The organism is Roseburia hominis, assembly GCA_040702975.1.
In the GTDB taxonomy this organism is placed as follows: domain Bacteria; phylum Bacillota; class Clostridia; order Lachnospirales; family Lachnospiraceae; genus Allocoprococcus; species Allocoprococcus hominis_A.
Genome location: CP159990.1, coordinates 3,145,628 through 3,167,483, shown reverse-complemented (window position 1 = coordinate 3,167,483; position 21,856 = coordinate 3,145,628). Strand labels below are relative to the sequence as shown.

Annotated in this window: 19 protein-coding genes; 18 read left to right on the top strand and 1 reads right to left on the bottom strand. The window is 36.9% G+C overall.

What is annotated here, in order from left to right; all coding sequences use genetic code 11:
• The first annotated feature begins 13 nt into the window (after window positions 1–13).
• The 13 genes from ABXS75_14655 (at window position 14) to ABXS75_14595 (ending at window position 14,476) form a co-directional block, all read left to right on the top strand.
• Window positions 14–2,056 carry a glucosaminidase domain-containing protein gene (locus ABXS75_14655; GenBank protein XCP84294.1) on the top strand — a complete coding sequence of 681 codons (2,043 nt, stop codon included), beginning with the start codon at window positions 14–16 and terminating at the stop codon, window positions 2,054–2,056.
• Window positions 2,057–2,159: 103 nt separating this feature from the next.
• Window positions 2,160–2,594 carry a hypothetical protein gene (locus ABXS75_14650; GenBank protein ID XCP84293.1) on the top strand — a complete coding sequence of 145 codons (435 nt, stop codon included), beginning with the start codon at window positions 2,160–2,162 and terminating at the stop codon, window positions 2,592–2,594.
• 67 nt (window positions 2,595–2,661) lie between these two features.
• Window positions 2,662–4,326: an AAA family ATPase gene (locus ABXS75_14645; protein XCP84292.1), complete on the top strand. Its 1,665-nt coding sequence runs from the start codon at window positions 2,662–2,664 to the stop codon at window positions 4,324–4,326.
• Between the two features lie 523 nt (window positions 4,327–4,849).
• Window positions 4,850–5,083: a hypothetical protein gene (locus ABXS75_14640; protein ID XCP84291.1), complete on the top strand. Its 234-nt coding sequence runs from the start codon at window positions 4,850–4,852 to the stop codon at window positions 5,081–5,083.
• A gap of 135 nt (window positions 5,084–5,218) precedes the next feature.
• Window positions 5,219–5,536 (top strand): hypothetical protein, encoded by a 318-nt coding sequence (locus tag ABXS75_14635; protein ID XCP84290.1) that lies wholly within the window; start codon window positions 5,219–5,221, stop codon window positions 5,534–5,536.
• Between the two features lie 69 nt (window positions 5,537–5,605).
• Entirely contained in the window at window positions 5,606–5,887 is a 282-nt protein-coding gene (gene mobC / locus ABXS75_14630) for a plasmid mobilization relaxosome protein MobC (protein ID XCP84289.1), read from the top strand.
• Between the two features lie 9 nt (window positions 5,888–5,896).
• On the top strand, window positions 5,897–7,315 hold the full coding sequence (locus tag ABXS75_14625) for a relaxase/mobilization nuclease domain-containing protein (protein ID XCP84288.1): 1,419 nt from the start codon (window positions 5,897–5,899) through the stop codon (window positions 7,313–7,315).
• The gene (locus ABXS75_14620; protein XCP84287.1) at window positions 7,300–8,094 is read left to right on the top strand and encodes a hypothetical protein; all 795 of its coding nucleotides are present in this window, start codon (window positions 7,300–7,302) and stop codon (window positions 8,092–8,094) included. Before ABXS75_14625 ends, ABXS75_14620 begins: the two co-directional genes overlap by 16 nt.
• Before the next feature lie 12 nt (window positions 8,095–8,106).
• The gene (locus tag ABXS75_14615; protein XCP84286.1) at window positions 8,107–8,682 is read left to right on the top strand and encodes a septation protein SpoVG family protein; all 576 of its coding nucleotides are present in this window, start codon (window positions 8,107–8,109) and stop codon (window positions 8,680–8,682) included.
• On the top strand, window positions 8,676–9,743 hold the full coding sequence (locus tag ABXS75_14610; protein ID XCP84285.1) for a DUF5688 family protein: 1,068 nt from the start codon (window positions 8,676–8,678) through the stop codon (window positions 9,741–9,743). The genes ABXS75_14615 and ABXS75_14610 overlap by 7 nt, the downstream gene beginning before the upstream one ends.
• Window positions 9,744–9,823: 80 nt before the next feature.
• The gene (locus tag ABXS75_14605; protein XCP84284.1) at window positions 9,824–10,957 is read left to right on the top strand and encodes a zincin-like metallopeptidase domain-containing protein; all 1,134 of its coding nucleotides are present in this window, start codon (window positions 9,824–9,826) and stop codon (window positions 10,955–10,957) included.
• A 19-nt stretch (window positions 10,958–10,976) separates the two neighbouring features.
• On the top strand, window positions 10,977–12,275 hold the full coding sequence (locus ABXS75_14600; GenBank protein XCP84283.1) for a hypothetical protein: 1,299 nt from the start codon (window positions 10,977–10,979) through the stop codon (window positions 12,273–12,275).
• Between the two features lie 5 nt (window positions 12,276–12,280).
• Window positions 12,281–14,476, top strand: a complete 2,196-nt coding sequence (locus tag ABXS75_14595) for a VirD4-like conjugal transfer protein, CD1115 family (GenBank protein XCP84282.1) — start codon at window positions 12,281–12,283, stop codon at window positions 14,474–14,476.
• Between the two features lie 53 nt (window positions 14,477–14,529).
• Here the strand turns inward: ABXS75_14595 and ABXS75_14590 are convergent, their stop codons facing one another.
• Complete coding sequence (locus tag ABXS75_14590; protein ID XCP84281.1) at window positions 14,530–14,793, bottom strand: transposase; 264 nt, start codon at window positions 14,791–14,793, stop codon at window positions 14,530–14,532.
• Between the two features lie 413 nt (window positions 14,794–15,206).
• On the opposite strand from ABXS75_14590, the gene ABXS75_14585 reads away from it, so the two are divergent.
• The 5 genes from ABXS75_14585 (at window position 15,207) to ABXS75_14565 (ending at window position 21,587) form a co-directional block, all read left to right on the top strand.
• Entirely contained in the window at window positions 15,207–15,365 is a 159-nt protein-coding gene (locus ABXS75_14585; protein ID XCP84280.1) for a hypothetical protein, read from the top strand.
• 391 nt (window positions 15,366–15,756) lie between these two features.
• The gene (locus ABXS75_14580; GenBank protein ID XCP84279.1) at window positions 15,757–17,034 is read left to right on the top strand and encodes a radical SAM protein; all 1,278 of its coding nucleotides are present in this window, start codon (window positions 15,757–15,759) and stop codon (window positions 17,032–17,034) included.
• 225 nt (window positions 17,035–17,259) lie between these two features.
• Window positions 17,260–18,183, top strand: a complete 924-nt coding sequence (locus ABXS75_14575) for a hypothetical protein (protein XCP84278.1) — start codon at window positions 17,260–17,262, stop codon at window positions 18,181–18,183.
• 10 nt (window positions 18,184–18,193) lie between these two features.
• Window positions 18,194–19,864, top strand: coding sequence for an ABC transporter ATP-binding protein (locus ABXS75_14570; GenBank protein ID XCP84277.1), 1,671 nt, complete (start codon window positions 18,194–18,196; stop codon window positions 19,862–19,864).
• The gene (locus tag ABXS75_14565; GenBank protein XCP84276.1) at window positions 19,851–21,587 is read left to right on the top strand and encodes an ABC transporter ATP-binding protein; all 1,737 of its coding nucleotides are present in this window, start codon (window positions 19,851–19,853) and stop codon (window positions 21,585–21,587) included. Before ABXS75_14570 ends, ABXS75_14565 begins: the two co-directional genes overlap by 14 nt.
• Window positions 21,588–21,856 lie beyond the last annotated feature (269 nt).

The window sequence follows — 21,856 nt, the reverse complement described above, 5'->3', positions numbered from 1 at the left end:
AACGGCATTACATATGGATTCGGATGAAGAATGTGACGAAAACTATGATTTACAAAAAGCTGCTCCATTACCTTATCTTACTGCAAGTGAAAAGTTGGCATGGAATCGTCTGACGTGGAAAGAACAACAGTCTTATTTAGAAGAAGGCATCCGGGAAACCAGAAAAGAACAGTTGGAACATAGTTCGTGGCAGAGACAACCTGAAATGGAAACTATCCCGTGGCAGGGAGAAATAACAGAAGTGCAGGAAGAAACTGTGCGAACAACAAAAATTCTGGAAGCAACATCGGCGGCAGTGTCAGAATTCCATGAAACGGAAGAAGGAAATGTAAAGCCCCATGAGCGGATGCAGGAAAGGAAGGAGTTGGGAGAGAGTCTTGAAAAGAAAACAGATATTCAGTCGGGACAACTTGATAAAAGGGAATTCGTTGCACGACAACCAGTGCGGATTCTTCATGAAGATATCCGGATTGCAAAATCTGATCATGCAATAGGAACACAAATGCGCAGAGAAATTTTTAAGCAGACAAAAGCTAAGTATTCAGAAAGGATGGATAAAAATATTTGTAAATCTTCTCGCCGGATGGAAGAGACCGGATCAGTAATGGGAGCTTATGCTAAGACATTATCGACAGAAAGTATCAAAGGTAGTGGAGCAACCGCGGCTGGAACTAGCCTGGCAACCGGAACTGCGATAGCATCCACAAATATTCCCCAAGCTGCAGCTGCAATTGGGAAAAAAACAGCAGAGACTTTTCGAGCCTATCTGCAGAAAAAAGCGATGTTAAATGATTATGCGGTAAGTGAAGCGCAAAAGCATTTAGAAGCGGTCAAAGAAGAAAATAAAAATATGGATACATTACCATCGGCTGTGCGTTACACGGCTGCAGGGATTGGAGCTGTATTACTTTCAGCAATTGCGGCAGTTGCACAGGCAGCGATGTCGCTGCTCATGATGCTGTTATCTTCAACAATTGCATTTTTGCTTCCATTGCTTTTAATCATGACAACCGTGATGGCGCTGATCAGTTTGGTATCTGCAATTACCAGCTCAGAATCTGCGGGATATGGCTTACCCTCTTTTGTAACAGAAGACATGATGCAGGCGTTCTTTGAAGTGCAGGAAGAGAAAGGAATTCCGGTTTCCAGTGGAATTGCACAGCTGATCGCAGAGTCAGGATTTGGATCTTACGGACCAGGTGGTGAAAATGGCGAGGGACTGTCAAGGCTTGCATATGACTATAAAAACCTATTTGGAATTAAATATTCGCAACGTGATACATATGCGGTATCCGTAGTAAATATGACAACAGGTGAGCAAACGCCGACCGGAGGAGATTATCAGATTGTTGCGGGCTTTTCGGTTTATCCGGATTATGCTGCATGTATTCAGCAGAGAGGGGCAATGTTAAGCAGAGGAAATTACGCGCAGCATGTAGGAGCATATTTGAATCCGAACGATGGAACTTATACGAAAGATCAGGCAAAACTTTTTGTGGCTGGAATCCGGGAAGCAGGTTGGGCTACATCTTTAACCTATACAGAAACCTGTATTTCGATTATGGATCGTTATCAGTTATATCAGTTTGATAATATGACGTACGAGACATATCAACAGGGAGCGGGCGGTTCGTATAACGGAGAAGTGACAGAAGAAATGCAAAGGATTGTTGATACCGCTAAAAACAATGCCGGAGTTTACCCATGTACACCGGATTATTGCGCACGGTGGGTTACAGGAGTGTATATGGCAGCGAACGCAGGAACAATTCCACGCGGAAATGCTATTGATATGTGGAATACTTATAAAACCACTGGATCGACCAGTATGGAAAATATTCCGCCTGGAGCGATTGTCTGTGGAAGTGGAAGCGGTTATATGGGTTCTATTTATGGGCATGTTGGTATTTATCTTGGAAATGGAATGGTAGCGAATAATGTAGGTCATTTTTCAATTGAATCGTTGAGTGACTGGTGTGCATGGCAAAGAGCAACCTGTCAAGGTCATACCGGTTGGATTGGCTGGGTATATCCGGGAGGCGTTCCGCAGAAGTAAAGGAGAAATTATGAAGCGAAAAAAGATATATTTCGGAATTGGGTTACTGATATTGGTAATCATCTTGTTCATTGGAATAAGCTGGATATTGGGGAAAAAAGAGTTGAAACAGAAAGAAAGACCAGAGGAAAAAGTGCCGCAGACCAAAAGAGAATCTATGTCCGGACAGCTGGAAAAAGAGATAGAAAAGCAGGAAGAAGTAAAGTCGGATCAACAGCAAGAAGATACTAAAACGGAACAGATTTCTATTACATATCTTGAAGAAGCGGATCATAAATTTTTGGAGAAGTATGAGAACGCACTTAAAATTTTTACGGCAGAAAAAAACTCTGGAAATGGAGTGACAGAGAAAGAAATGATACCAAAAGTAGAAATTTTAATTAAAGCGGTAAAAGATTATGGAACTTACTTTACAGTTGCGTGTGAATGGAATCAGATAGAAGTTTCGCTGATTTTTTATCAGGAATCAGTAAAATTTACGTTTCAGACTTCAGAATATTTGCCGGGAGAGACAAACCAATATCAGGAAGTAGAGTAAGGATTTTATTTCTGGGAAAAGTATGTTAGAATGAGAATAGTGAATTGCAGGAAAAGAGGGAAAAATCATGGAGCAAAGAAATTATATAGATATTTACCGAGGAGAAGAATTTGTACATGCAGCATATCCAAAGAAAAGAGACTGCTATGTAAAGTTAAAAGAATATGTGGAACAAGAACCAGCTCCTATGGGAAAAATCTGTGCGCTTTATGGGATTCGGAGAACTGGAAAAACAGTTATGATGCAGCAATGTATTGCTGAAATGCCGGAAAAACAAAAGAAACAAAGTGTATATTTACTTTGTAAGACAGGTTGTGATATGTATCAGCTGCAATTTGCATTAAACGAATTAATTCGTCAGGAAGGTATGAAAAATATATTCATTGATGAGATCACAGAGCTAGAAGATTTTCAAGTGTATGGCAATGCATTATCTGATGGGTATCCAATTCTTGGAGCAAGAATTATTGTGGCCGGAACAGATTCTTTAGGAATTGGGTTGGCAGAAATGAATATTTTATATGACCGGGTAGAAGAAATTCATACCTCTCATGTGTCTTATGCGGAATTCTCAAGGCTGCTTGGCGGAAAAAGTCTTGATGAGTATATTGAATTTGGAGGAACATTGACAGATAGTCCATATAAAACAAAACAATCGAGAGATCAATATTTGAATTCTGCAATTGTCAATAACATCCTACACTCACTGGAAAAAAATGAAGAAGTAAGGAAACATAGGACAGTTTTGACGGAGCTGTATGATCAGGATGAATTAGTATCTGTTATCAATAAGATGATTAACAAATTCAGTTATCAGATTACAGTGAAGGCAATTCAAAAATATTTTAAAAGTGCGCCGCTGTATTCTACATTGAATAATATGAGAAATTCGGATATCATTGATGGATTGGCAGTGGAAGATGTAAACCGGGCGGTACGAAAAGCCTTGCATGTAAAAGACCGTGAGGAAATGACAACAGTGCTTCGGGAAAATGATTTGGAAGAGTTGAAATTTTATTTAAAAGAATTGGATCTTTTTTTGGAAATTCCGTGTTATCGTTCCTGGAAACATGGAGGGAAAGAGAATCCGTTGGAAATCATTCTGCAGCCGGGGATGGTATACGCACAGGCAACTGCGCTGACAGAAATTTTGTCCAAAGATGAATATTGGAATGCGTCTTGTCAGATTGAAAATCAGAATGAATTTAAAAAGAGGGCAGATCATTTTGTAAAAGGAATCCTGTTGGAAAATATTTTGTTATCAGAAACATATCTATGGCTACAGGAAGTAGACGCAAAAGAATATTATGTGTCTCAATTGAGTGTATTATTGCCGGAAATTAAGAAAACTGCTGAGGCAGATATGCTGATTTTGGATCAGAAACATCAAGAAGTTCATTTATTTGAAATCAAACATTCTGATAAAATTGTAGAAGAACAGACAAGACATTTGAGAAATGAACTATTTTTAAATTATATCCGGGAAAACTTTGGAGAAGTTAAAAGCAGATCCGTCATTTATCTTGGAGTGGATCAAAAAGTGGAAAATCCTTCAGGAGAGATTTCATATTGGAATGCAGAGAAATTTCTGGAACGAGTTCACAAGATGCATGTGGAAAAGAAAGTTGATTTTGCGGAATTGCTTTTTGCTGGAACAGAAAGAAAACAAAATTTGTCTGCAAAGAAAAAAACTACAGAAAGGAAAATGTCAGATCGGGCGCCAAAGCTTTAAAGAAAACAAAAATTGTGAGAAACCGTATGGAAATTTGCAGATGAAATTGTGAAATTTCCATACGGTTTTTTTGAAAAAAGGAGAGGTGAGAGTGTAAAAAGATAGAAAAATATCATAGAGATATCTTATCAAAAGGGGTATTAGGGGAGTTTCCCCTAACAAGATGTAAAATGTCCTACATTTTGCGTATCTTGCAAATCGCTAAAGGCGATTTCAGAAAGAAAGTAATACAGTCAGAAATACAGATAAAATACATTTTGAAATACATTTGTCATACAAATAGACATACAAATATAAAGGAAAGAAATACATTTTGCAATACAGTCATACAAAAAGCAATACACAAGTAATACAGAATGGAATACGCTTTTATCTTGTAGTACAGATGTATATACAGTAGTAGATATTTGAGCATACAAGTGTCATACAAATATAAATACGGAATAGAAATCCAGATCCATGCAGAAAAAAATCCAGATCATGAGGACTGGTTGCAGAGAAAAAATAGAAGGGAAAAAGAATTATGAACAATACAAAAATTTCAAAAACATTTCGTTTAAGCCAGCAGGCATTGGAGAGAATTGAACAAAGAAATTTGGAAAGATACCCAAGCGCAACAGATTTTTTGGAAGCCAAAATTTTATGCTCTACTGATCCGGCTCAGGAATTATTAAGTAAAATTCTAATGGAACTGACAGAAGTGCAGAAGATTTTGGAACAACAGGAAAGGATGGAAGAAAAAACCTTTTTGCTATAAAAAGCGGACGTAAAGTAACCTGGAAGTAGCAAGAGGAATTTGATACAATAAAATTGGAAAAGCAGAAATAGATTTAAGAAGGAAGATCAGAAATGGTGTTCCTTTTTTTGTTTTCAAAAAGGAGGTAGTAGAAGCATGGAACTTCATGAGCAACTGAAGAAAATTGAGAATGATCTAAAAAAAATGGAAGAAAAAAAGAAAAATTTTTTAGAGGAATATGAAACCCGGCGTAAAAAACTTTTGGGAAAGAAACAGGCTGTTTTGGATCAGATTACAAAAGAAAAAAATGAAAAAATCTTGAGTGCGATTGAAAAAAGTTTTGGAATTTTGGACGAAACAAATTTGGAGGAATTTTTGGAATTCTTAGAAAAAAACAGGAAAGTAAATCAAGAGAATTGTTCATTAGAAAACGGATGGAATCATGTGCAGAATCAGATTGATCCTTTTCAATAATTAATGAATACAATGAGACAGAAAACAAAAGTATTGCGAATTCGCTGCAGTGAGAAGGAGTTTGAATATTTGACAGAACTGGCAAAGAAACATTCCGAAAGTTGTTTCAAAAATGGGAAAGTCAATCTGTCAGGATATTTACGAAACCTATTATTGATACAAAGCAATCAGAGGCCAACGTATGAAAAAGATCTTAAGGAGCTGGCATACCAGATTCGAAAAATTGGAGTCAATATCAATCAGGTTACTGCAAAAATCAATCGAGGCTATCAGGGAATGGATGCAATCTGGGAATTGGAAAAGCATCAAAGAAAGATTGAAAGCTATATGGAGGAATTTCAAAAAAACTAGGAACAGAATATGGCGATTACGAAACTGATGAATATTAAACAGGGAAAGAAAGGAAAAAGTCAGCATTTATATAATTCCCTCACATATGTATTGAATCCGGATAAAACAGAAGAAGGACTTTGGATTGGAGGAAATGTTGGAACTACAGCAGAAGAAGTCTATCAGGGAATGTTAGATACCAAGCAGGATTGGGAAAAGACAGAAGGAAGACAAGGATATCATTTTGTCATTAGTTTCCAACCGGGAGAAACAAATGAGCAGACGGCATATCAGGTAATCCGGAAATTTTGTGAACAATATTTGGGAGATTTTTATGACTATGTTTTCGCTTTACATAATGATCATGCACATTTACATGGACATATTATTTTCAATTCCGTGAATCGTATGAGTGGATATAAATACAGATATGAGAAAGGAGATTGGGAAAAATTTATTCAGCCGGTTACAGATCAAATCTGTAAGGAATATGGATTAAAACAGCTTGTGTTTGATGAAGAGCGTAAAGGAATTTCTTATGCAGAGTGGAATGCAAAAACACAAGGGACAATGGATTGGAAAACCATTATCCGGGCAGATATTGATGCTGCAGTCCGCAGTTCGAATTCGATACAGGAATTTGAAAAACAGATGAGACAAATGGGATATCAAATCTCTCATGGCGTATCTAAAAAGTATGGAACATATTATTCTTTTTTGGCACCTGGACAAAAACGCGCCTGGAGAAATTATCGTTTAGGAGAACGATATTCTTATGAAAAACTGCTGTTACGAATCTCAGATAAAAAACAATTCTACTATGAACGAGAGGGAATAAAAAAGTTATATGCCTGTCGCTGGCATACGAAGCAGCCGGTGCTTGTAAAAGGACTACAGAAAAAATATCTTCAGACACAGATTCTAATTCGCCGGAGATATCGTTTTTGTCAAAATCCGTATGTGATGGATCAAAAAAAAATCCGGACAATCTTACTGCGTATTGAACAATACCGGGAGGAAACGAACTATTTGCTGCGAAGGAATGTCCAAACAATGGAAGATGTTAAGGAGCGGTTAAGAGAAGTAAAACAAGAAGAAAAAATTTTGTATCAGCAAAAAGATACAGAGGCTTTGTTAAGGAGGGATACTGCTTATCAAGAGTATAAGATGCTGTTGGAAAAGCTTGCGATGATTTCAAAGCAGGATGGTTCTTTTGAAAGTTTACAGGATCGTTTGGAACAGATGCAAGAACATTTTCCAGACACTGTTGAAACACATCTGGAGGAACGGATACAAAAAATCCGAGAAGAAAAAAGATTATTGTATCGAATTCAGAAACGTGAGAAAGAAGATGCATTTCTCTATTTACAAATAAAAAAACCAAAATCCTTTGTACCGAATTTCGGTACAAAAATGAAAGGAGCAGAAAGAGTATGGGTGAAGAAATAAGGCAGAATGCAAAAAACTGGCAGTTATTGTTTGCAAATTCATTACGCGTGGAAAAAGGTGTAGTAGAAGTATTAGAGAAAACAGGAGATGATTTAAAACGGATGTGGTTGTTGATCTGTATTGTGGATGGAATGACAGAAGAACAGATTATGAAGCTGCAGGATCTGAATATTTCTAAACTACAATCTTGTCGCGAAATATACTTGAAGGAAAAGTATGAAGCATCTGATGAACTGAAAAATACTGTGAAACTGTTGAAAAAGCAAGTTGCAGACGATTTGAAAGAAAGTAAAGCAGTAAGAGAGTCTATTGAAGTAGGTTTGGAACAGGCTTTAAAAGAACAGACAGAAGCACAAAAAGAGTTGGTTGCATCAAAAGATGAAATGATTGCATTGCTGCGGAAACAATTAGTGGAAGCAGAGCGTGTTGGAATTAAGAAAGAACAGGAAAATGAAAAGCGGCAACAGGAACTTCAGGAAATTGTAAACAGGTTGGAACAGACTTCGCAAAAAGAACAGCAGGAAGATGTAGGGGTAGAGATCCAGCCGAAGCTTTTCGGAAACCCTTTTCAAAGATTGTTCAGATACTGGAGACGGAGTGCAAATACGAAGATATTTATTGATCGTTATTTGAAAAACAAGGACTATACAGACGGTCAGAAGGAATATTTATTGCAATGTTTGGAGCAGGGAATGGAATTGAAAGAAATTGAACGCTTTGCTTCAGCAAATTTGTCTACGGATATGATGAAACGTCTACAGAAACTACAGGAAACATAGGAGAAACAGGATATGGAAATTTATGCAGAAATGCAGTTATCGGATCAGGGGGATGTATGGGCACATGGGATTGTGACAGTAGAAAATAGTTTACGTTTCCCAGTACAGCTACGAAAATACAAACATCCGGAAACTGGCGTGGAATCATCTTTTTTAGGACTTCCACGCCGATTCCGGGATGGACAATGGAGTAATGTAATTACCTTAGAGGAAGAGATAAAAAAAGAAATAGAAACTGCTGTGGTGGAAGCCGCAAAAAAGAAACTTCTTGCCGAAGTGACTGTACCGGAAGTAATCGTACTGGATATCCATGCAGTACATCCTAAGATTCTTCCGGGAATGAAAGCATATATTTGTGGGATTGCATCTATCAAATGCTGTGGAATCCATATTCATGGAATTACAATTAAGCGCAGCACAAACGGTTTGTTTATAAATATGCCGCAATATAAAGATCACAGGGGATATCACGATGTGATTTATGGGATTACGAAAGAGATGCACGAAAAAATTCAAAGAGAAGTTTTATGGAACTATCAAGAACATTTTTGCATGGAGAAAACTGCAAAGGAGGAAGCGGAATGTTAAATCAGGAAGAATTTTTTGAACTTGTGAAACGAGAAATTAAATCTCATTTGCCATATGAATATTTTGATGCAAAGGTAACAATCAGTGAAATTCCGGCACCTTACGGAGAAATAAAACATTCCATTAGCGTGAGCCAGGGAGAAAAAACACAGGAAATGATGTTGGCGGCACTGATTGATTTGAATCCATTTTATCGATCTTATCAGGAATTTCCGGAAGAATTATTTATGATTATGGAAACAATTGCGGAGCAGATTCAATATGTGAATGAAGAGGCGAGAAAAATGCCTTTGGAAGAAAATCAATGGAAGAGCTATGAGTGGGTAAAAGAACATCTATATACTCGTTTATGCGATAGAAGTCGAAAAGAGTATTTGGAAGCATATGTGCATGAATGTGCGGCAGATTATGCATTGACTTATATGGTGGAAATTTCAGGGGATGAAGATTTCAGCAAAGGATTTTCTGTGACACCGGCCATGCTTAAAATCTGGGATGTGACACCAGAACAGTTAAGAATGGATGCGGCTCAAAATCAAAATCCAAAAAACAGGCCAGTATTATTTAAACTGGATGAATATATTGAACACAGTCTTGGTGTGACGGATCAACCCCCTAGAAATTATCTGGAATTTAATGCTGCAATTGTACCATTTGAAAAGGAGGCGAATCATCAGGGCATAGCGCTTTATGGGCTTACAAATGAATCAAAAATGTTTGGGGCAGCCATGATTATGCGTCAAGAAGTGCTAGAACAGGTGGCAGATTATTTAGGAACTGATTTTTATGTACTGCCTTCATCGGTTCATGAAACATTGTTGCTTCCGGCAGATGGAAGCATCACGGCCAGAGAATTACAAAATAACGTGATAGAGATTAACGAAACCCTCTCGCCAGAAGACCGTTTATCCGATCAGGTGGCATATTATGACCGGGAGAAGAAGCAGATAGAAAATGCAGTCACACGAGAGGAACGCTTGTATTTGGCACGACAAAAAGCACCAGAAGGAGAAAAACTGTTGGAATTCCGACAAAAAAAAGAGAAGGGACCGAGTTTATAGGTAACAGGCGGCTGATATGATTATTTTTATTGACGAAGATACCATTACGATAGAGGAATTGGAGTTAGAGGAACGGGAGAATGACGAAGAAGACACAGGAATATAGAAAACAGCTCGCGGAATTATTTGTTCATGCGTTAGAGGAACAAGAGCTGAACTGGCAGAAAGGATGGAATGGGAAAGCATTTCTTCCCCAAAATGCAGTTACCGAGAAAGCTTATCGTGGGCTGAATCGTTTTTATCTGGCAATGATTGCAAAAGACCGAGGATATCAGGAATCACGTTGGGCAACGTTTCATCAGATTCAGGAGCATGGTTGGAAGCTTGAACATGCAAAAGGACAGGGAGTTCAAGTTGAATACTGGTTTCCTTATGACACAGAAGAAAAACAAGGACTTAGCTGGTCAGAATTCCGTAATCGTTCAGAAGAGTTTGGAGAGCGTTATCAATTGCGGGCAGTATATTCCTATGTGTTTAACGGTGATTTGATTCAAGGACTGCCAGAACTGCAGATAGTCCAGAATGATATTATGCCGGATGAGCTGATTGGTGTGATTTCCAGAAATATGCAAGTTGAAATGCTGCATGATGGTGGCAATCAGGCTTTTTATAACCAACAACAGGATCAGATTCATTTACCTGTGCCGGAATGTTTTGAATCCGACTATGCGTATAATACGACAGCTTTGCATGAATTGGCGCATGCAACTGGTGCACCACACCGATTGAAACGAGAACTGGCAGGGTATTTTGGATCAGAAAGTTATGCTTATGAAGAGCTGGTGGCAGAAATTACAGCAAGCTTTTTTGCGGTGCACTTAGCAGTGGAGCCAGGTCAAATGCAGATAGAGAATCATAAGGCATATGTACAAAGTTGGATACGAGCCATCAGAGAAAAGCCGGAAAGATTAGTTAAGGCAATTCAACAGGCGGAAAAGGCAGCAACCTATCTGGAATATCATGCGGGATTGGTTGATCAAAAAGAGTATTTGCGATGTGAAACAACAACAGTAGAGGTAGAAGAAATGGAGGGAAAGTCTTATATGGGAATCCGAAAAGATATTCAGGAAATACAGAATATGCAGCATCAAATTCAGGAAAATACAGTATATATGAAAAAATTTATGGAAGATAATCATATTCCGTTACTTCAGAAAAATTTTGAAAAGGAATCTGTACCGAAATTCGGTACAGAGAAAGGAAGGCAAAGATAAGTGATGGGAGGCGATTAAGATGCAGGAACAGGAAAGGGATATGGAACAGATCCTGCTTGTTGCGAAAAAAGTAGGAATGTTTATGGACCCGGCAGTAAAACTTATGGGTATTGGTACAATTATGCTGTTGACACGGTTTGCACGGATGGTCAAAGAAGGAAAACTATCACGACATGAGTTTAAAGATTTTCAAGATTTTGCAAAATTGACAGAAGGTAAATTTACGATTATGAATCTACCGGTAGCAAATGAAGGAACAAAATGGATTGGGCAGCATAGCTTACAAAAAGAATTTAAGGAATTGCAGAGATTAGGAATAAGGTATTCTTTATTACCAGATTTAGATCCATCAGATACATATCTGCAGATTGCAATCATGGATGAAGATAAGGAAAAATTTAGTGTTTGGTATGAAGCATATCTTACAAAAAAGCTAAGTGGGGGAGAACATACTCTGGAAAATCTGAAAAGCTTAACACAGAATCATATCAGTATTATCAGCTTACCATTAGAGGGGAATGAACAGATTTTTCGAGAAGATTTTCAGGCTTTGGGTGTCAATTATGCAATTTTACCGGACTTGAAGGTGGGCGATGGCCAGCTTCAGATGATGGTAGCGGATCATGATCTGCAGAAAGTAGAGCATTGGTATAAATTACATCAGGAAGATGTATTAAAAGAAGGTGTCGAACTTCCGGATTTGAATCAGATTGATATGACAACTTATCAGAAAACTGGGGAAATGTCATCAGACGATTATATTGCAACAGAAAATTCTGAGCTAAAGGCGTTAAATCAAAAATATGAACAGGCTGCAGGAACATTGGAAACTTCTTATTTTGCAAAGGAATCCTTGATTAAGAGTGACGAAAGTACAATATATGAAGCTTTTGAAAACGATTTGCGCTATCAGAAATTTACTATCAATGCGGAGACATTGGTAACTCCGGTATGCGAAACAGTTCTTGGTAAGCGTGAGCAAAAAGCAATGATGGATAATGGGTATTTTTTAAGCCGTGTTCCGGGAACATATGGAAAAAATGTGAATTATCTGCTTGTACCAAATTCACAGGTTTTTTGCTCAAAAGATCAGAAAACATATACTGCTTTTTTGAAAAAAGATCAGAAACCTATTTTGTTTGATGGTAAATTTCAAATTGTTCATTATGCAGAACGGAAATCCACGGAAGAATTATTCCGCACATCTTATGATCTTTCACAAAGAGAAAAAGAGTTGACGCAATCAATTCGGGGACATGTTCCGGAACAGATAAAAAAATCAATGAAGGCTCCATCTGTACCAGTGAAAGTCAGGTAAAAGATATGATCGAGCGAAGAAAAACCCCCTGGGGCATGTTAGTACTATTGCTAATTTTTATCCTGATTATGGTCTATTTTTGTTGTGGTCTGTATCTTCTTCCAGGAGTTGCACTAAATAATATGCAGCAAAAACTACTCTACATTTTTATGCATCCGTTTCAGAATTGGTGGACAGACCGTACGATCAGTTGGATGGGCGTTGCTTTTCTTGGATGGATTATGTTTGTTGCATATTATGTTGATCAATACCGGAATTATCAGTTTGGGAAGGAAAATGGTACAGAGCAATGGGGAGATGTGAAAAAATTAAGTAAAATGCTGCGCGATCCGGAAGAAAAAAATAATACTTATTTAAGCAAGAATATAGCCGTATCTGATAAACTGTTATCAAACCGAAATATGTTAATTATCGGTGGTTCTGGTTCCTATAAAACAACATCGGTCGTAACTCCTAATATTTTACTTGCATCTGGAACTAATGTGATTTTAGATATCAAGGGAGATTTGCTTAGGAAACATGGAAATTATTTGAAAGCGCATGGAATCACTGTAAAATCTTTTAATCTGATTAATCCGGAGGAATCAGACCGTTACAATCCCATGGCATATTTAGAAAAAGAAACGGATGTAATCCGACTGATTACAAATATACAGGCATCGGTAAAGCCTCCGGATGCAATGAAAGGAGATCCGTTTTGGGATGACGGTGTAGCGTTATATCTGCAGGCTATCTTCTTCTGTGAATGGTTAGGAGCTATGGAAGAAAAGCGCAAGGCGGATTTTAATCATATTATGACATATGTCAATATGGAATCAAAACATGTAGAAGATGGGGAGAATGAAACGACAGAATTACAATTGGAGATGAACCGTCTTGCAAGGATACATGGGGATGATTATCCACCGGTACGTGACTATCGTAAATTAAAAGAAGGTGCTCCAGATACGGTTAGATCTATTATTATCATGGTAAATGCAATGCTGCGTTTATGTGAAACAGCAGCATTGAAACGCTTATTTGAAGAAGATGATATTGATATTCCGAGTTTGGGACTGGGTGTTAATGGTGATCCGAACAAAAAAACAGCATTATTTTTAGTATTGCCAGATAATGATGAGTCATTTAATTTCTTGATTTCCATGTTTTATACACAGCTGTTTGATGTGTTGATCCGGATTGCCGACCATCAATGCGGAGGCAGTTTGCCAATACATGTAAGACTTTGGGCGGATGAATTTTATGCGGGACCAAAACCAAATCGGACAGAAGTTTTAATGGGAACAATACGAAGTCGTAATTTGTCGATTGTTCCAGTACTGCAGTCTTTTGCACAAATCAAAGCCATATTTCCAAATGAGAAGTGGGAGATTTTTTTGGATAACTGTGCGACAATGATCTATTTGGGAGCTGGTCCGGCATCCTTTTCCACTCATGAATACATTTCAAAGCTATTGGGGGATATGACTATAGATACGCGAAATGATAGTGTTACAACAGGAAATCATGGAAATTCCAGTCGGAATCATGCGCGGGCAGGACGAGGACTTATGACTCCCGGCGAAGTAAAAAGAATGAAACGGACAGATTGTATTATCTTTTTGGAAGGTCAATATCCAATTTATGATAAAAAGGCTGTGCCGTTTCGAACATCACGTTGGAAAGAGTCAGAACGTCTGGCTGGAAAGAATGGTTATCGGCATCCAGTAAAAGTTGTATATAACAAAAAAACGATGACATATAAAACAATTGAATCAAAATCAAATATCCAATTTTTAAATCGTTCGGAATTGGAATTTTATCGCGAAGCGGCAAAAACCAATCCGCACATAAAGATTATTGAAATGGATGAAGATGAAATATTGTACTTAAACTGGAATCAGCCACCACAACTGACAGAAGAGGAAATTATGGAATTGGCACAGAAAGTTCGTCAGGAAACAGAAAAGGAAGCGTCCGTACCGAATTTCGGTACAGAATCTGAAGAAATAACGCAGTCAGTGGAAGAGCAGTGGAATCTATCCGGAAGCATATATGAATGTATTTTGCGTTATGCAAAGCAGTTGACAGAAGAACAGTTGAATGAAATTTTGCTTGGAATGGAGCATGGATTGTCAGAAAAACAGGTCAAAAAATATTTTACTTTACCGGTTGAAAAAATGAGACAGTACCGCCGAGCATATGAGTTTTCAAAGAAGTGAATAAAGTAGTTAAACAATATATTGTAATAAACTTCGAATGCAAATATAGACTTTCAACATGTAGGATATTTAAGAGAGTTATTTCTAAAATCTGGAAGAGCCATGTTCTGCCAGTTGTAAAACTTACAAATGTATATTCCTTTTTCAGAAAAGATAGATTTGTGAAGCTTTGATTTTTGTTTATGATGTTTTGTATATATTCCATAATAACGAACCATCTTAAAATATTTTTCTGTGATGCGTGCAATTAGACTTTTTATGAAATCAAGTGCAGGAATACATCCAGTGATAATTTGAGAGTTTTTGCGGGGGGACAATGGAGGAATATGATAATTATCTGTGTATCTAGCAATAATTAGTAAAAGTCTAAGTGCTTATCAACTACAATGATGGGTAAAAATTGAGGATTTAGAATTTCATAAGAATACTTGATGTTTATAGTATAACAGGAAGGCAATGATTTGTATGGAGTGGAATTCTTGAGCATAAGTATTGGTATATAATATGCTGTAAGATATAAGAAAAATTGATGACGATAAGATAATGGATGCTACTAAAAGGGAAAATACTTTTAAAATCACAAGTAAAAATGAATAAATATATTCTGTAAAAAGAATTAAGTTGAAAAGAATTATGTGTAAAATAATGTTTTGATGCTGGAATTTTTTGAAAATATATGGTATATTAGTAACAAACAATATAGGTGTTCGCGATAAAGAGGTGTATAATTATGAAAAAAGATTTGAAATCTGATATTTTTAAAGTAATTAAATCTGCACGCACAAATCCAATTCAACAAATTGAAACAATGGCCAGTGAGTTACATAGAACAGAGCATATTTCGCCTCTTGATGCATGTAAATGCACAGGAAATTGTGGGGCGCTATAAAATATTTGCAAATAAATAGTTAATACGATGCGACACCTATATTGAAATGAAATATAAATTCTAAGTTCGTATGTATTTTGAACTTTTTGATTATGTGAAGAATAACAAATTGTGTAATAATTGTGAAAATAGGTATATGTTTTACATTACAAACATATAAGGCTTTACACTACAAAAAATTTGTTAGATTTTCCGGTTGATATATCGTGAACACATTTTAATTAAAGATTTTTTACTTATTAGTGGTAAGAATCCTACACATCCATAAATAAGCGTTCGATTTGATGCTTAATGGTAAAATATCTTTATAAACGATTCTTTTGTAACATGAAAACTTGAAAGTGTTAATTTCTTTCATTACTATTTGCGCCACCAGCAGGAAGATGGAGGAATGGAGAGTTATATGAAATTTAGTAGTTACAATATATTATGCAATATTGATGGAAAGTTCTATATCTACAATTCAATATCAAAGGCAGTATTACAAATACAAGAAGATTGTACTGTTGATTTTGAAGATAATCAACTAACTAATGTTGAATGTTTGTTTTCTGAAGAAGAAAAATTATATCTTCAAGATAATGGATTTATAATTGAAGAAAATATGGATGAGTTCAAAGCGCTTGAATACATTTATAAAAAGAATTATTTTGACACATCAGAGTTGACACTCATCTTGACGCCTACTTTTGAATGCAATTTTGCATGTCCTTACTGTTTTGAGGCGCCTCAACGTGAAATAAAAACATCATCTGCCTATTTTAAGGCATTAAAACTGTATGCCAAAAAAAATTTTAAACATTATCGCCATGTCGAACTAAGTTTATTTGGAGGCGAACCGCTTCTTTTATACAAACAATTTAAAGATATGTTAGAATATACAAAGGAGCTATCGCAACAATATTGCTTTGATTACTCTACTTCTATTGTAACTAATGGCTCATTAATTACAGATGAAATAATTGACACGTTAATGGAACATAATTGTAAAACGTTTCAAATTACGCTAGATGGTGGAAAAGAAAGTCATGATAAAACACGAAAATTTAAAAATAATAAACCATCATTTGATTGTCTTATTAAAATAATTAATGAAAAAATGGAAAGGTATTTAATTGCCCCAGGATCAGAGTTCTATCTTCGAATAAATTTAAACAATAACTCTGTTGAAGAGATTAAAGATGCGTTACTGCAGATACGAAAGGAATTACGAAAACATATTATTGTATCTATTAGAGTTATTTATACAACAGAGTCTTATTCAGAAAAAAATTTTAATAATGTCAACAATTTAAAAGAATTTTATGACATGGCTGCATCTATTGGATATAAACTTTCCAATAACCGATACTACAATCGATCTTGTGAGGCATGTTGTGATGAAAAAGTTTTTTATCTAACTCCTGATTTAAGTTTATGGAAATGCATCAATACAATGTCACTTCCTAATGGAAAAATTGGTAGTATAGATGAAGAGGGGAATCTTTCAATAGATCCTAATAGTTTACTTAACTGGTACTCTTCAGCAGATTGCTTTGCAGATAAACAATGTATAAAATGCAGACATCTTCCAGATTGTTTTGGAGGCTGCATCTTATATAAAAATGTTTATGATAAAAGAAATTGTACTCCATTTGATATGACGTCTCTTTCATATTTTTATGAATAAAATAAATATAAGATAAGTTCGATATATTAGCTAAATAAAGAATATCCTACAAATATGGTATCATACTTGTAGGATATATTAATCCGAAAAGAAATATTTTTTGAAGATTCTATATAAATGCTTATGTCGTAATAAAAAAATAAATTTAACTACTACAATATAACAAAAATTAAATAAGGAGCATTACATGGAGATTTTGGAATTATACAAAAAAAAAAATATTCAATGATATTAGATTCATGTGAGTATATTTTTGCAAATAATAGTATTCAAGAAATGTATATTCTTGGTTTGACGCTATTTGAATTGGGATATATCAATGAAGGAATGCAGATAATTCAGAATGTACTTAAAAAGAATAATTCAGAATATGTATTTGATGTGTCAAAGGGGATTGCATATCTTGGATTAGGTTCGTTTTCGGTTGGGAATTATGAACTGGCTAAAAAATATCTACTTAAGTCATCTGCAATGGGAGGTGATTTTTCAAATGAAAGTCAAAACTGGATCACGATACTGCATTTAGCTGATAAAGTCAATTATTTTTTTGAAAATGATTTTCTACGTTTTTATTTTGTAGATAATTTTAGTAAGATAAACTGTGATAAATTTATTGATGCATATACAATTAGATATAATATAATACAAAGTTTTTTTGACGTACATTTACCAAAAAAAATTGACATATTTATTTATTCTTCCCATAAAGATGAAATATGTGGTAATTTAAGTTATGCAAATCCTCCACTGGGTTCTATCCATGTGTATATATGGGAAGAATGTGGTCATGAGCTTACACATGTAATTTGTTATTATTTAAAAAAAAGAATAAATTTCAAAGCTAAATTTATCAATGAAGGAGTTGCGGAATGTTTTAACATTATTGAATATAATAATAATTATCAATTTAATTCTCACATAATTGATATTTTTGATATTTGGAATAACTATGATAACTATGATAGAAATTATGCAAATTTTATTGCAAAAAAGTTTTGCTTAAAATTATTAAAGGTAGGAGGCAAACAAAAATTTATTGAATTAATTTGCGAACAAAGCATTTCAAATGCATATAAAATATATGGAAAGCTTTTATATGATGTAAAAAATGATGTTGAGAATGAAGTGTTGCTAGGAATCAATTGTTAAGGTGTATAGTATGAATAGAAATTTTTTTAAACAGTCGCATTTAAGCTTAATTATTATGAATGTATGCATTTACATCGTGATTCTGGCAGAAGTGTTTTGCAGGTTCTTTTTAATTGATCACATTGTGTATGCCGCTTCTGCCAAAATGATCATGAAAGATTTTATATGGATTGTGTCCTTATTTTTTATCGAGAATCTGTTACATATATTTGAGATAGCAGTACGGCTTCGCGTGACGAGAAGTTGTCAGGCGAAAATGCCGGAGGCAGTTATGCATGTCTGTGAGAAACTTCCGCTTTGTGTTTTGGAACAGCAGGATACACAGGAAAAGATCCGAAGATCAGAAGAATATTTTAAAAAATCGTTGGAATATACAGATGCACTGGTATGCTGGATGAAGCTTGGACTGTCTGTGGCAGTACTGTTATGGTTTATGAGAAATACGTCATTTCTGGTCATTTTCGTGTTAACGGCTCTGATTTGCGCCGCATTTTATGTTAATGTGCGTGCTACAAAAAATACATTTGGTTTCTGGCAGCGCTATATGAAGGCTGCGCGTCGGTTTAATTATATCTCTGATCTGCAGATCAAACGGGAATATGCTTATGAGCGCCGTATTTACGGTACGTCAGAGGCGATGGATGCACGATTTTCAGAAGAATTTGACCGGGCGGCTAGAGTGAATAAAAAGAGTGGACTTGCTAGATTCCGTGGTCAGGTTTTGCTTGAAAGTATTTTAATTGGGATTACTGTCTTTACCTTGTTTTATTTTGCTTTGCCGCAGACAATAGCGGCAATGACTCTTGGCACTTATACGGCAATCACGGAGATGATCGCACGGGTGCTTGATGAGCTTTCCAGGTGTGCCGAGAGTGTGTTTCCAATCCGGGAATTTCGCGGGCTCCAGAAGGAATTAGCAGCATTTTTAGCATATGTGCCGCGAGAGAAACAGAAGGAAAAAGAGGAATGTAGTTCGTTATCTCTTTCCCATCTTCATTTTCGCTACGATGGAAATAAGGAGGATACGCTAAAAGATGTTTCTTTTACTTTTGAGCGAGGAAAACATTATGGACTTGTTGGAGTGAATGGAGCTGGGAAGACAACGCTTGCAAAATTGCTTTTGGATCTCTATGAGCCGACTGGTGGAATATTCTGTGGCAGCACATGGAAGAAGACAGCGTTGTTTCAGGACTTTCAAATTTATCCAGTAACAGTAAGAGAATACCTTCTGATGGGAAATGATTTGTCACTGGCGGATGAAAAACTTTTGGAAGTGCTTGATATGTTGGAGTGCGGTGGCCTGAAGCAAGGCCTTGATACGCCGCTTACGCTTCTGACAGAAGAAGGAACGTTGCTCTCAAAAGGACAGTTACAGCGGCTTGCAGTTGCAAGAGCATTTCTGTCAGATGCGGACTTTATCATTTTAGATGAACCGACTGCAAGCCTCGATCCGATTTCTGAGCGAGATGTCTATGTGAAGAGTCAGAAAGTTCTTCGCGAGAAGACAACGCTGTTTATCACACACCGGCTCGGTGCAATCAGTCAGATGGATGAGATCCTTGTGTTGGATCAGGGACATCTTGCAGAACACGGAAGTCACGAAGAATTGATGCGTGCGGATGGTATTTACCGGAAGCTTTATCAGACACAGAAGGAGATGTATGTGAATGAAACAAAATAGTAAGCAGACCGTAATAAGATGCATCGGTCTGGGAGCAAAACTGATGCCTCGGCATTTTACCGGGATGGTGTTTGTACATCTGTTTCTGGCAATCCTTCCGGTTATCGGCATCCAGATCAGCCGTCGCATCTACCAGTTTGCTGAGCACACAGTATTTGGGACTCAGCCGGTTGCAGAACTTCTTTTGCCAGTTGTATTGTACGGTGTCTATCTGTTTCTCCTGAAGGGATATACGATTTATTATGAGCGGGTAGCAGTTCAGTTTGGGGGACTTTTGGAATTTGAGAAGAAGACGAAGCTTTTGCTTCACGAAAAATGCGGGAAAATAGCGATGAGTTACTATGAGACACCGTCATTTTATAATAGATTGTGGGAGGCAAAAGTCGCCAGTATTAATGTTTATCGGGTTGTGGAATGTGTGATCACGCTGTCTGGCGCAGCGCTGTCTATCATGTTTTTGTCTGGCTATGTGGCAACAATCCATCCGGTATTTTTTCTTCTTATTGTGTTGACGGCAGTGCCGGCACTTCTGGAAAATGTCAGTGAGGGCATTTTGAAAAATCGTAGGCGTACACTACTTGCATCTCTTGCAAAAGAAGAGAAAGAGCGCAGGCTTTGTGTACTTGATATCCGTTATGCAAAGGAACGGCTTGTGTATGAGAGCAGTGAGTTTTTGATTAATAAATGGAAGGATTCCTCAAATGCATTGCGAGAAAAAGAATATGAAGTGGAGAAACAGGTACTGAAGATCCGCACACTTTTGACGCTTGTGCGCGCTTTGGCAACAGCAGGAGTCTATGTGCTGGCGGGGTGGCTTTTCTTCCATGGTTCGATTGACTATGCTGAATTTATGGTCGCGATATCCACGACACTGCAGTTGCAGAACCAGTATGCACAGTTGTTTGCAGATCTTGGATATTTCTCGCAGTTCCGTATGATGGTAAAGCCATTTTTCTTATTTATGGACAGCGAAGATGAAATACGCTGTTCGGAACTGACCGGAAAGATTGCATTTGACCATGCAGGATTTACTTACCCGACAGGGAAAGAAGCAGTGCTTCACAATCTGGACTTTACAATACATGCCGGGGAGAAGGTCGCAGTGGTTGGGGTAAATGGTGCTGGAAAAACGACGCTTTCCAAGCTGCTGACAGGCTTGCTGTCTGTCACAGAGGGAAGAGTAGAAGGGAAAATTTCCGATGCATTTTCTGTCATGTTCCAGGAACATCAGCGCTATGAACTAACGCTTCTGGAAAATATAGCGCCACAGGAATTAGAGTTGGAGGATAGGAAACTTGCAGAGGAACTTCTCAGGGAAATGGATCTTGATCAGATTCCACAAAATGAGATCCTCGGTCGGGAATTTGGAACGACAGACCTGTCCGGCGGTCAGTGGCAAAAGCTTGCGATGGCTAGGACATTTTATCACGGAGGAAACTTCTTTGTGTTGGATGAGCCGACCTCTGCCATCGACCCGCTATATGAGAAGGAATTGAATGATTTTATATTCCGTCAGGCAGGTAAAGAGAATACGCTTGTTGTTATTTCACACCGACTCAGCATCGCAAAAGCTGCCGACCGTGTGTTCGTACTTGATCATGGAACGATTGTTGAGCAGGGTACCCATGAAGAATTGTTGGAAGTTCCTGATTCCCTCTATCAGAAATTGTGGAAAGCACAGCTTAGCTGGTATGAGTATAAGGATAATAGTGCCATGCAATAGAAAGGTAAATTAAAGAACACTAGAGAATATAATATGTAGTTTATAGATGTATCAGAGGCTAAAAGGTGTTTAATCTACGAATATAATTTAGTAATATTCATAGCGAATAAGATATCGTGTCAATCCAAATAATATTTAATTTGGGGAGTTAATACAAAAGAGTAGTACTAAACCATGGTTTCTTATTATGACTTAGTATTTTTAGTTGATTCTAGGTCGAAATAGTAGGGGTAAGATTTTGTGAATCTTGCTCCTATTATTGTATTCAA